This window comes from Rhizobium sp. SAFR-030, from assembly GCF_059415005.1.
On record NZ_JBPFDO010000001.1, the window covers coordinates 644,887 to 653,924 of the forward strand.

Annotated in this window: 13 protein-coding genes and 1 riboswitch; of the genes, 3 read left to right on the forward strand and 10 right to left on the reverse strand. The window is 63.7% G+C overall.

Going from position 1 to position 9,038, the window contains the following annotated elements:
• The 5 genes from ACR65N_RS03360 to ACR65N_RS03380 all read right to left on the reverse strand — a co-directional run bounded on the left by ACR65N_RS03360 (position 1) and on the right by ACR65N_RS03380 (position 3,509).
• Complete coding sequence (locus ACR65N_RS03360) at positions 1-774, reverse strand: CbtA family protein (RefSeq protein WP_440455725.1); 774 nt, start codon at positions 772-774, stop codon at positions 1-3.
• 16 nt (positions 775-790) lie between these two features.
• Entirely contained in the window at positions 791-967 is a 177-nt protein-coding gene (locus ACR65N_RS03365) for a CbtB domain-containing protein (protein ID WP_430305548.1), read from the reverse strand.
• A 24-nt stretch (positions 968-991) separates the two neighbouring features.
• Positions 992-1,197, reverse strand: a riboswitch (cobalamin riboswitch).
• A 51-nt stretch (positions 1,198-1,248) separates the two neighbouring features.
• The gene (locus ACR65N_RS03370) at positions 1,249-2,166 is read right to left on the reverse strand and encodes a c-type cytochrome (protein ID WP_440455726.1); all 918 of its coding nucleotides are present in this window, start codon (positions 2,164-2,166) and stop codon (positions 1,249-1,251) included.
• Between the two features lie 92 nt (positions 2,167-2,258).
• Positions 2,259-2,702 (reverse strand): c-type cytochrome, encoded by a 444-nt coding sequence (locus ACR65N_RS03375; RefSeq protein ID WP_440455727.1) that lies wholly within the window; start codon positions 2,700-2,702, stop codon positions 2,259-2,261.
• 174 nt (positions 2,703-2,876) lie between these two features.
• Complete coding sequence (locus ACR65N_RS03380; RefSeq protein WP_440455728.1) at positions 2,877-3,509, reverse strand: LysE family translocator; 633 nt, start codon at positions 3,507-3,509, stop codon at positions 2,877-2,879.
• A 132-nt stretch (positions 3,510-3,641) separates the two neighbouring features.
• Here ACR65N_RS03380 and ACR65N_RS03385 point away from each other — a divergent pair, with 132 nt between their 5' ends.
• Entirely contained in the window at positions 3,642-4,349 is a 708-nt protein-coding gene (locus ACR65N_RS03385; RefSeq protein ID WP_440455729.1) for a helix-turn-helix transcriptional regulator, read from the forward strand.
• Positions 4,350-4,403: 54 nt separating this feature from the next.
• Here ACR65N_RS03385 and ACR65N_RS03390 read toward each other — a convergent pair whose 3' ends face one another.
• The 3 genes from ACR65N_RS03390 to ACR65N_RS03400 form a co-directional block, all read right to left on the reverse strand.
• Positions 4,404-4,817: a hypothetical protein gene (locus tag ACR65N_RS03390; protein WP_440455730.1), complete on the reverse strand. Its 414-nt coding sequence runs from the start codon at positions 4,815-4,817 to the stop codon at positions 4,404-4,406.
• Positions 4,802-5,479, reverse strand: coding sequence for a SatD family protein (locus ACR65N_RS03395; protein ID WP_440455731.1), 678 nt, complete (start codon positions 5,477-5,479; stop codon positions 4,802-4,804). Before ACR65N_RS03395 ends, ACR65N_RS03390 begins: the two co-directional genes overlap by 16 nt.
• Positions 5,480-5,641: 162 nt before the next feature.
• Positions 5,642-6,244 (reverse strand): superoxide dismutase, encoded by a 603-nt coding sequence (locus tag ACR65N_RS03400; RefSeq protein WP_440455732.1) that lies wholly within the window; start codon positions 6,242-6,244, stop codon positions 5,642-5,644.
• 318 nt (positions 6,245-6,562) lie between these two features.
• Between ACR65N_RS03400 and ACR65N_RS03405 the strand changes: the two genes are divergently transcribed.
• Together ACR65N_RS03405 and ACR65N_RS03410 are read left to right on the forward strand one after the other, a co-directional pair.
• On the forward strand, positions 6,563-6,952 hold the full coding sequence (locus ACR65N_RS03405; protein WP_440455733.1) for a hypothetical protein: 390 nt from the start codon (positions 6,563-6,565) through the stop codon (positions 6,950-6,952).
• 150 nt (positions 6,953-7,102) lie between these two features.
• Positions 7,103-7,594: a DUF4142 domain-containing protein gene (locus ACR65N_RS03410; RefSeq protein WP_440455734.1), complete on the forward strand. Its 492-nt coding sequence runs from the start codon at positions 7,103-7,105 to the stop codon at positions 7,592-7,594.
• A gap of 61 nt (positions 7,595-7,655) precedes the next feature.
• On the opposite strand, the gene ACR65N_RS03415 is transcribed toward ACR65N_RS03410, so the two are convergent.
• Positions 7,656-8,543, reverse strand: coding sequence for a branched-chain amino acid aminotransferase (locus ACR65N_RS03415; RefSeq protein ID WP_440455735.1), 888 nt, complete (start codon positions 8,541-8,543; stop codon positions 7,656-7,658).
• Positions 8,544-8,768: 225 nt separating this feature from the next.
• Positions 8,769-8,921: a hypothetical protein gene (locus tag ACR65N_RS03420; protein WP_430305559.1), complete on the reverse strand. Its 153-nt coding sequence runs from the start codon at positions 8,919-8,921 to the stop codon at positions 8,769-8,771.
• Between the last annotated feature and the right edge of the window lie 117 nt (positions 8,922-9,038).

Below are 9,038 nucleotides of genomic sequence, written 5' to 3' on the forward strand. Positions count from 1 at the left end.
TCAGCGGGCCGTCTCGAAGCGCTTCAGGAAGGCACCGCTGAGAGCGCCGAGCAAGGCCCAGAAGATGAAGCTGGTGACCGTCGCCGCGATGATGAACCGCCGCTCAAGGCCGAGCGGCGCCAGTGCGTGCTCACCCTCCGGCGGCAGCGGTGCGCCGATGACGTGCGGTGCGGCGATCAGTGCCACGGCCAGCAAAGCCGCCCAGGGCTCGCGACGGAAGGCGATGAGGCCGATGCCGACGGCGGTGGCGAGTGCCGTCGAGATCCACCAGATCTGGCGCGCCGCAAGCTCGCCGGCCGGCGAGCCTGGCAATTCCGGCGGAAGCCCGATCATCGGCGCCAGCATGACGGAGGCGAAGCCGGCAAGCCCGAACAACAGGCCGGAGCGCCAGCCGATCGCCGAGCCGAATCCGAGCTGGCCGGCAACCGACAGCACCGCCGTCAATACCAGGGCATAACCGATGCCGGTGAGGACGTTGGCGGCCAGCGTAAAGGCGGTGCGCTCGAAACCGTCGGCAGGTGCCCAGCCGTCACCGTGATCATGCCCGGCAGCGCCGGCATCGTGATCGTGGGCGGGCGCCACAGCCGCATGATCGTGCGGCGCAGTGCCGGCGGCGTGGTCATGAGCTTCAGGTTGGGACGCTGCGGGTGCTGCGTTCTCGTAGGTCTCGGCCGCCAGGATGAGCGGCGTCGTGCCGACCATCTGCATCAGCGAAACGGCAATGCCCGTTACGATCCCCACCACGACGGCGGAGAAGACAATCGATCTGAACATGATGAGACCCTGACCCCTAGTGGCAGGGGAAGGCGTTGGCGTGGCGCGTGTCATGCGCTGCATTGTGCACGGCTTCCGCATGGGAGAACCCGACAAAGCCGACGATGAACAGGCCAAGCGCTGCGGCAAAGACTGCCTGCAGAAGTGAGGTGGATTTCGCCGCGGTACCGGCGACAGACGTTTGGATCGACATGCAAAACCCCTCGTTGCATATGTGTTGACGACATATGTGCTGGCAGGTCTCCTGGCTCGCGGGTCGCTGTGCAAGAACCAGCCTTCCCGGTTTCCCAGTGGCCAGAACGGTCCAAGCACTCGCCGCTCACAGTTGCGGGGGCAGCCACGAATGAGGTCAATCGACCCTATCGTGTTCCCTTTTCATCCGTCCGGGTTTTCCCGAGCGGAACCAACACAAGCTTCACTTGTGCGCTTGAGGTGAAATGCTGTCAAGAGTGCGCGCATTGGCCGATATCGGCCTCAGAGGGAGGGCACGGCCTTCAGGTAGGCGGCGATCGCCTCAAGGTCCGATTTCGTCAGATGCGCAAGGTTTCGCTGCACCTCCACCATCGAACCGCCGACGCTGTCGAAGTCCGGCGTGAAGCCCGTCTCCAGGTAGTTGACGATGTCAGCCTCGCTCCAGCTGCCGATCGATTGCGACCCGGGGGTGATGTCGGGAATACGCCCCTCGCCTTCCGGGTTCGGCCCGCCGGCCAGCCACTGGCCGCTCTCAAAGCCGCCCAGCGCGTTGCGCGGCGTATGGCATTCGCCGCAATGGCCGGGGCCTTCGACGAGATACTGGCCGCGCTTGACCGCATCGCTCGCATCCGCCGGCAGCGCAATGCGCGGCTGATCGTCGAGGTAGAGAAGCTTCCAGCCGCCGACGGCCATGCGCATGTTGAAGGGAAAGCTGAGCGCGTGCGGCGGCGCGACGTTGGGGCTTGCCGGCAGCGTCTTCAGGTAGCCGAACAGGTCGTTGATATCGCCGGCGGTCATCCGGCTGTAGGAGCCGTAGGGAAAGGACGGGTAGAGATGCTCGCCGTTCGCGCCGACGCCGCGGGTCATGGCGTTGCCGAATTGTGCGAGCGTCCAGCCGCCGATGCCGGCCTCCGGGTCGGACGAGATGTTGGGAACGTTGAACGTGCCGAAGGCCGTCGGCAGGGCACGTCCGCCCGACAGAAGCTTGGCGGCATCGCCCTCGGCACCCTTCGCCGCATGGCAGCTGGCGCATCCGCCGGCCCAGAACAGGGTTTCCCCATGCGCCAGGTCCGGCGTTCCGAGATCGGCCCAGTATCCGGCGGGATGCGGATCAGGCAGGGTCACCGCATAGGCAACCGCGGCACCGGCTGCGACAACCGCAACGCCGGCCACGCATAGTTTGACCCAGATCGAGGCCATCTTCGCTCTTCACCTTCGACTGCCGCAATCGGCCGGATGGTTCTGGAGCCGCATCGACCGAACCGGCCGGCGGCGCCGATGTCGCAAATAGCTCAGCGCTTCAGGCGGTAGGTCTGGTGGCAGGTGCCGCAATCGCCGCCGAGCGTCTGCACCGCCTGGCCGACGGCTGCCGGATCAGCCGGCATCGAGGCGAGAACCGTATCGGCATCGGTCGACAGCTTCATCGCCTTCGACTTGAAGTCGTCCATGTTGGACCAGATCGCGGGTGCCGCCTCGGACTCGAAACCCGTTTCCGAGCCTGCCGGGAAGTGGTTGGGGAAATCCTTGGCCGACGTGCTGATCGTCGTCAGGGCTGTCTTCACGGTCGCCGCGTCGTAGGGTTTCTGGCCCTTGGCGATGGCAGACAACGCGCCCATCGATCCACCGACCTTCTTCATCAGTTCCTGGCGAACGACCTGCGGCTCATCGGCGGCAAACACGACGCCGGCGCCAAGACAGAGGGTGAGACCGGCAGCGGCCATGAAATTCAACTTCATCGACAAATCCCCTTCAAACGGCGCCGGCTTCTGCCGATGCGCAGCAACATCATCATGCTTACACGCTAGTGCGCTGATTAAAATGACGTATCTGGATGCACACAGAGATGTGAAGACGGTGGCGATCAGCGCTTGGGCATGCGCCGCGGTGCATTTGTCGAACAGCCTGCCGCCTCAGCGCATCAGGCCCTCCCAGAGCGTCACGAGCGACACGGCCATCAGCAGCATGCCGGCGATGCGGCCGATCCAGATGGTGGCGCTCGCATTGCCGACCAGAAGCCGGCGGGCGCTGCCGGCGGCGACGGCCATCCCGCCATAGACGCCGAGCTGGGTTGCCGCCGTCATGGCACCCATGACCACCGCCTGCGGCGCAAGCGGACCGAACTCCGGGCGCAGGAACTGCGGATAAATCGCCAGCATGAACAGGTAGGCCTTGGGGTTCATCAGGCAGGTGACGAAGCCGCGGCGCAACGCCTCCCAGCTGGAGCGCGTCTCCGCCTCGCCCAGGTGATCGACGGTGATGGAGCTGCGCATCAAAGTGACGCCGATCCAGGCCATGTAGAGGGCGCCGCCCACCAGCAGCGGCCGGAACAGGACGGGCATGATGCTTGCGAGAAGGCCGACGCCGAGGGCCCCATAGAGCGAATGGACGAGCCCTCCGGCGATGATGCCGGCGGTTGCGGCAAGCCCCGCGCGTCTGCCGCGGGTCAGCGCGTTGGCGAGCACGAAGATCATGTCCATGCCCGGCACGACGATGATGCCGAACAGAAGGGTGAAGAAAAGCCAGAGGTTGTCGCTATAGGTCATGTCAGTTGCAGGCCTCCGTTGAAGGCGGCAAATTGCCGGGCCACCTTGTTTTCGCGTGGGATCGGCGGCTCTATAGGCGAGGCCTCCTGACAGCGTTCTGTCAGGAGGCACGTGCGGGAGGTGGGAAATCCGATGCGCAAGGCGTCGCGCCTGTTCGAGATCATCCAGATCCTGCGGCTTGCCCGCAGGCCGGTGACGGCCGCCACGATCGCGGCGCAGCTGGAAGTGACGGCGCGCTCCATCTACCGCGACATCGCAGCGCTGCAGGCAATGCGGGTGCCGATCGAAGGTGGGCGCGGCATCGGCTATATCCTGCGGCCCGGCTTCACGCTGCCGCCGCTGATGCTGTCGATCGAGGAAAGCGAAGCGATCGTGCTGGCGCTGGCGCTTATGGAGCGGACCGGCGACACGGAGCTCAAGCAGGCGGCCAAGCAGGTGACCCGCAAGATCGCCGCAGCCGTGCCTGCGCCGCTTGCCGAAAGTTTTTCGCGCAATGCGCTGCATGCCTGGGGTGCGGTGGCGCCGGCGCCGGATGCCGCCGATCTTTCCACCGTGCGGCGGGCGATCCGCGACGAGCAGAAACTGCTGCTCGACTACCGCGACGAACTGGGACGGGCGACGCAGCGGCAGATCCGGCCGATCGCGCTCATCTATTATTCGCAGACCGCCAACATCGTCGGCTGGTGCGAACTGCGCCAGGCGATCCGCAATTTCCGCGTCGACCGCGTGGCGCGCTGCGAACCGGTGCCGGACTTCTTCTGCCACCAGGGCGAGGAACTGCGGCGGCTCTGGGTGGACGGCTGGACCGCGAAGCCGGATGCGGCCAAGGCTCCGGCCTGAAAGTTGCCGGAGGCTTGCGGGCCGCGGGTGATGCCTGCGAAAGGCGAGCGACCGCTAGCGGGTCACCTGTATGTCCGGGAGCCTGAAAATCATATGGCGGAGATCGACTCCGAAGTGCTGGTCATAGGCGGACCACACACCTGTCACCGTAAGCGTCCAGAGGATACTGAACATCGAACCCACCAGAAAATATTCGGCAAATTCCCGCTGGTCCATCTTCTGGAACCGGGCAACCGTCTTCAGCGCGATGACTGCAGCCAGTATCTCCCAGCTGTGGAGCAAGATGCCTGCTGCAAGGATCAGTCTTTCCAGGATGCCGATCACCCTGCCGGCCCTGTAATCGGGCGCTGGCAGCTGCGCGGTTGCGGCTGTCAGGCCGGTGATCTTGAAGATCAATCGGCAGATGACATTGCCGACATAGGTCAACAGCAACAGCGCGACCGCCGTATAAATCACACCATGGAGCATTCCTCGGTCCTCTCCGTGGTGAACAGTTCATCCAGCGTCGACAGAGCCTCGTTGATGGCGTTCCACTGCGTCATGTAGAGCGCGAAATTCCCGGACGTGCGAACCTTGTAGATGTTGTGCACGGAAACGTTGCGTAGTCTGGCGACCTCTCGAGGTGTCGAGCCATCGAGCAGCGCCCGGATGTCGCTTCGCTGCGTGTCCGTCCAGCTCTGCTCGATCACCGTGAGCGTCGCCCCGCTCGCCTCCAGCATGATCTCCAGCAGAGGATGGCCAATGACATCGAAACGATAGCGATTGCTCGCCCGTTTGTCATTCAACTTGGCGCGCGTACTCGCAAAGCCCGGCCCCATCATGTTCCAGGCCTTTTCTGTATTCAACGGCGTCTCAAGGTGAACGGCACCAATCGCAAAGCGGCAGTCGATCGAATGCGCCATTAAGTCGTGACGGATCTCGCGTGCCAGATGGGCAGCCGATACGAGCGATCTGGCAAGACCCTGAAACTCGTCGCCCAGAGTGATCGTCAAAGGCGACGCAAGCATTGCGGCGTTGACCTCGTTGTGATGGTTCACGACTTCATTGAATCGCGCGTGTAGCTCCGCCGTCGAAGCGACATGCTCGCTTCCCACGATATCACCCATCAAAACTGCGGAGTAAGTTGCCATTTCACCCAAACCGGGTTCATATGAAAATCTAACCGAATACGGGAACAGTATGCACATTCACCCGATAACGGGTCAACACAGATTTGGCGCGCGGTTGCTGCCGCTCACGAAAAAGCCCGGCACCTTGCGATGCCGGGCTCTTGGAACGGGAGATCGAGCCGCTTACTTGGCGGCGGCTTCGTACATTTCCAGCACGTAGTCCCAGTTGATCAGGTTGTCGACGAAGGCTTCCAGATACTTCGGGCGGGCGTTGCGGTAGTCGATGTAGTAGGAATGCTCCCAGACGTCGACGCCGAGGATCGGCGCGCCGCCGTGAACCAGCGGGTTCTCGCCGTTCGGGGTCTTGGAGATGACGAGCTTGCCGTCCTTCACCGAGAGCCAGGCCCAGCCGGAGCCGAACTGCGTGGTGCCGGCGGCGACGAAGTCGGCCTTGAACTTGTCATAGCCGCCGAGATCGCTGTCGATCGCCGCCTGCAGCTTGCCAGGCAGCGACTTGCCGCCGCCGTCCTTCTTCATCCACTTCCAGAAATGGATGTGGTTGTAATGCTGGGCGGCATTGTTGAAGAGGCCGGCATTCGTGCCGAACGACTTCTTGACGACTTCCTCGACCGAGAGGTCGGCCATACCGGCTTCCGCAGCCAGCTTGTTGCCGTTGTCGACGTAGGCCTTGTGGTGCTTGTCGTGGTGGAATTCGAGCGTTTCCGCCGACATGTACGGGGTTAGCGAATCGTAGGCATAGGGAAGTTCGGGAAGTTCGAAAGCCATGATCTTTACTCCTTTTCGGCAGAACACCTTGAATGGATGTTGAGCGGGAACATAGGTGGATGAGAGGCGGGAGGCAACGGCTGCCAGGGCATTATTCAGCCTCTCCGGACGCTGATTGGACAACCGAAACCGCCGGTCATAGGAGGCCTCGATTGCAGAGCCGGTGGCCCGGCCGCATCATTGTTCCATGAGTGGAGATAGACGCTTGCGCGGCACTTTCAATGCCTTGCGGATCATCCTTCTGACGATCTGCCCGCCCGTCATGCCCATGCCTTGTTTGAGCCCTCTCCTCCCTGGCGCAACACATTCGGAGGCGGCATGACGAAGACCAGCATAGTGTTCAGGACGCGTAGCAGGGCGGGAACGAGGATCTGCGCAGCGGTCCTTATGGCCGGGCTGACCTTGGGCTCGGGAGCCGGCCTCGCCAGCGCCTCTTCCGACAGCGCCTGGGCGGACTTCGCCAAAGAGGTGGAGGCCTCGTGCCTGAAGGCGGCGGCAGCACAGATCGACAAGCCGAAGGCGGTGGTCGATCCCTATGGCAGCGAGAGCTACGGCATGGCACTGGTAAGCGGTCCGGCGAAAGGCGCCAAGGTCAAGGCGGGCACCGCCGACATCACCCTCATCTGCGTCTTCGACAAGAAGACCCGGCGCGCCGAAGTCGGATCGGAGCTTTCGCCCCGGCAGGTGACGGTGAAGCCGAAAGCCTGAGGCGGCAATTCATCAGCGATCCTCGGCAGGATGGACTGTCGCGTCGCCCGACGGCGCCTAGACAAGCCTCCTCGAATATACGTAATCGCTACAGGAACTCTCTCCCATACCGCCAGTTCGTCGGCCGGGCGGACTATCAGGAGAGAGAGAATGCACAGACGCAATCTTCTGGCCGGCATTGCCTTTGCCGGCGTTCTGCCCGTTGTCGGCAGCGCCATGGCCCAGAGCGGCAGGACCATGGAACGCGGCAAGATGCAGGCGCTGATGGGCGGCGATTTCGCCACCATGTCCAGCGAGCTTGCCTTGAAGCGGGGTTCGTCGGCCGCCGTTCGGACCTTTGCCAAGCTGGAGATCAGCGAGCAGGCCGCCGTTGCCGAAGCCTTCGGTGCACGGCCGGGCTCGGCTGGCGTCAGCGCCCGGCATCAGGCGATGCTGGAACGACTGCAGGCAGCCCGCGGCCGCGATTTCGACCGGATGTACATCGACGGCCAGATCGCCGGCCACAAGGAGCTGCTGACGATCCACCGGCGCTACGCGCGCAGCGGCAGCGATCCGATGGCGCGCGGCGCCTCGACGGTCGCGGTGCCGGCGATCGAGACCCACCTTGCCATGCTGATGACGATGCAGAAGTCGGTCGGCTAATAGCTCAGCCATACTGAGGCCGATGCGGCAGGAGCGGCGAAACGCCCCTGCCGCAGGCGCATCAGGCGGCGATCCTGGTCGCCGAGCGGGCCCAGTCCATGTAGAGTTCGAGTGCCTTGCGGGCGACCGGCCCCTCCTGGAATTCCTGGTCGTCCAGCCGGTTGATCGGCACGATCTTCGAGAAGTTGCCGGAGGTGAAGATCTCATCGGCATTCTTGAAGTCCTGGACGGTCAGCGTGCATTCGCGCACCTCAAGCCCCGACTGGCGCAGCAGGCCGATGATCCGGGCGCGGGTGATGCCGGCGAGGAAGGTGCCGTTGGCAACCGGCGTCATGACGACACCGTCCTTGACCATGAAGATGTTCGAGGACGCGGTTTCGGCGACATTGCCGTTCATGTCGCGGGCAAGCGCATTGTCGAAGCCGCGGTTGCGGGCCTCGATGATCATGCGGCCGCTGTTCGGATAGAGGCTGCCGGTCTTGGCGTCGGTCATCGCCACTTCCGGGTTCGGCCGGCGGAACGGCGACACGGTGAGCGAGCTCGGCTTGGCGGTGTGCATCGGCGCCTCGAACAGGCAGAGCGCGAAACGGGTCGAATCCGGATCCGGCGCCACCACCGAATTCGCCATGCCGTGCTCCGACCAGTACATCGGCTTGATGTAGATGGCGGTCTTGCCGTCGAACTTCGTTACGCCCTCGAGCGCCAGCGCCTCGATGTCGGTGGCGGCCATCACCGGCTTCATGCCCATGTTGATCGCCGAGCGGTTGACGCGCTGGCAGTGCATGTCGAGATCCGGCGACATGCCGTCGAACCAGCGGGCGCCGTCGAAGACCGTCGAGCCGAGCCACATGGCATGCGAGGTGGGACCGATGAGCGGCGGGTTGCCCGTCACCCACTCCCCGTCGACGAAGGTCCAGGTGGTGGTGCGGGGGGCGGTATTGACGGCCATGATCGTCTCCTCGAATGCGTCGTCTGGGACATAGAAAGTCGGGCGAGTGAAGGCGCGACGTCCAGCAAGGTCAAGGTTTTTCTGGCCGTTCCGCCACCTTCGAAAGAAAATTGCTCCGCCGACCGGCGGTCGGGAAATGCGGGCGTCCGTTCCACAACGCGCGGCGATCGGTGCATCAGGATCGCTGATGGATGACGCCGCGCAAGGCGCTGCGAAGGGCAATGCCTATGGCTGCTGCGTCGGCACCGGCAGCAGCGGCGCCTCCTGCGGCGAGACCCCCGTCGGGCCCGGAGGAACGATGAAGCCGCGCTCGAACAGCGGGATGCACAACACGATGGCGATCAGCACCGCCAGCAATAGAAACCAGGTAATCCGCATCGTTCCTCGTACTTTCTGATCAACTCCTCATAAAGCGAGTATGCGGCACAAATTCGGTAACCCCTGAATTTCACCGGGAACAAACCGGCGGTCGCCTGCGTCTTTGCCCCGAAACCT

Coding starts and splice junctions, on each gene's coding strand:
- ACR65N_RS03360 (WP_440455725.1), bottom strand. CDS start 774: ATGTTCAGATCGATTGTCTTCTCCGCCGTCGTGGTGGGGATCGTAACG.
- ACR65N_RS03395 (WP_440455731.1), bottom strand. CDS start 5,479: ATGGCAACTTACTCCGCAGTTTTGATGGGTGATATCGTGGGAAGCGAG.
- ACR65N_RS03400 (WP_440455732.1), bottom strand. CDS start 6,244: ATGGCTTTCGAACTTCCCGAACTTCCCTATGCCTACGATTCGCTAACC.
- ACR65N_RS03365 (WP_430305548.1), bottom strand. CDS start 967: ATGTCGATCCAAACGTCTGTCGCCGGTACCGCGGCGAAATCCACCTCA.
- ACR65N_RS03370 (WP_440455726.1), bottom strand. CDS start 2,166: ATGGCCTCGATCTGGGTCAAACTATGCGTGGCCGGCGTTGCGGTTGTC.
- ACR65N_RS03410 (WP_440455734.1), top strand. CDS start 7,103: ATGCACAGACGCAATCTTCTGGCCGGCATTGCCTTTGCCGGCGTTCTG.
- ACR65N_RS03390 (WP_440455730.1), bottom strand. CDS start 4,817: ATGCTCCATGGTGTGATTTATACGGCGGTCGCGCTGTTGCTGTTGACC.
- ACR65N_RS03375 (WP_440455727.1), bottom strand. CDS start 2,702: ATGAAGTTGAATTTCATGGCCGCTGCCGGTCTCACCCTCTGTCTTGGC.
- ACR65N_RS03420 (WP_430305559.1), bottom strand. CDS start 8,921: ATGCGGATTACCTGGTTTCTATTGCTGGCGGTGCTGATCGCCATCGTG.
- ACR65N_RS03415 (WP_440455735.1), bottom strand. CDS start 8,543: ATGGCCGTCAATACCGCCCCCCGCACCACCACCTGGACCTTCGTCGAC.
- ACR65N_RS03380 (WP_440455728.1), bottom strand. CDS start 3,509: ATGACCTATAGCGACAACCTCTGGCTTTTCTTCACCCTTCTGTTCGGC.
- ACR65N_RS03385 (WP_440455729.1), top strand. CDS start 3,642: ATGCGCAAGGCGTCGCGCCTGTTCGAGATCATCCAGATCCTGCGGCTT.
- ACR65N_RS03405 (WP_440455733.1), top strand. CDS start 6,563: ATGACGAAGACCAGCATAGTGTTCAGGACGCGTAGCAGGGCGGGAACG.